Source organism: Ligilactobacillus sp. MP3 (genome assembly GCF_024436335.1).
Taxonomy (GTDB): Bacteria; Bacillota; Bacilli; order Lactobacillales; family Lactobacillaceae; genus Ligilactobacillus; species Ligilactobacillus salivarius.
In genome coordinates, this window is record NZ_JANFQI010000037.1 from 1 (window position 1) to 372 (window position 372).

Below are 372 nucleotides of genomic sequence, written 5' to 3' on the forward strand. Positions count from 1 at the left end.
GCCTTATAAAATTAACGATTTTTCTTGATACAATCTAATACATTGATTATAATTATAGTGTAAACTTAAAGGAGGTGAAATACAATGAAGAAGATGAGTGATTTAGAGTATTATTATGGCTTGAAAATGCGTATTTATCCAAGCACTAACCAAAAAAAGATTATCAAAATCAATGGTAACATTGCTAGAACTGTTTATAATAAAATGGTTGCTATTGACCAAGAATTATATAAGTTGAAACAAGTAAAATTGCCTATTGATAGTATTAAGGAACGTATTAAAGAGTTAGAAAGTCGTAAAAATGCTAGAAATTTGTCTAATCATTATCAGTACATGCAAGATAAGAATATTGATAGTTTAGCTAAAGCTAAT

Annotated in this window: 1 protein-coding gene; it reads left to right on the top strand. The window is 26.6% G+C overall.

Annotated elements, in window-relative coordinates:
- Positions 1-84: 84 nt before the first annotated feature.
- A partial coding sequence (locus NOU10_RS09320; RefSeq protein ID WP_255906662.1) for a helix-turn-helix domain-containing protein occupies positions 85-372 on the top strand: 288 nt, incomplete at its 3' end.